The organism is Mesorhizobium sp. WSM4837 (genome assembly GCF_055811435.1).
The window spans coordinates 1-209 of the sequence record NZ_JBVVQE010000298.1 but is presented as its reverse complement, the minus strand read 5'-3'; the positions used below and the strand labels follow the sequence as shown (position 1 = coordinate 209).

The 209-nt window shown below is 71.8% G+C and carries 1 pseudogene; it reads left to right on the top strand.

From position 1 onward, the window contains the following. Positions 1–209: pseudogene (locus AC0L3D_RS37160) on the top strand (hypothetical protein); the annotation flags it as partial.

Below are 209 nucleotides of genomic sequence, written 5' to 3'. Positions count from 1 at the left end.
GAGCCCGAACAGGCGGCCAAGCCTGAGAAGCCGAAGGCCAAGGAGCAGCCCGCCGCCGAGCAGGAGCAGGCCGAGCCGGAAAAGGCGGCCAAGCCTGAGAAGCCGAAGGCCGAGGAGCGGCCCGCCGCCGAACAGGAGCAGGCCGAGCCCGAACAGGCGGCCAAGCCTGAGAAGCCGAAGGCCAAGGAGCAGCCCGCCGCCGAGCAGGA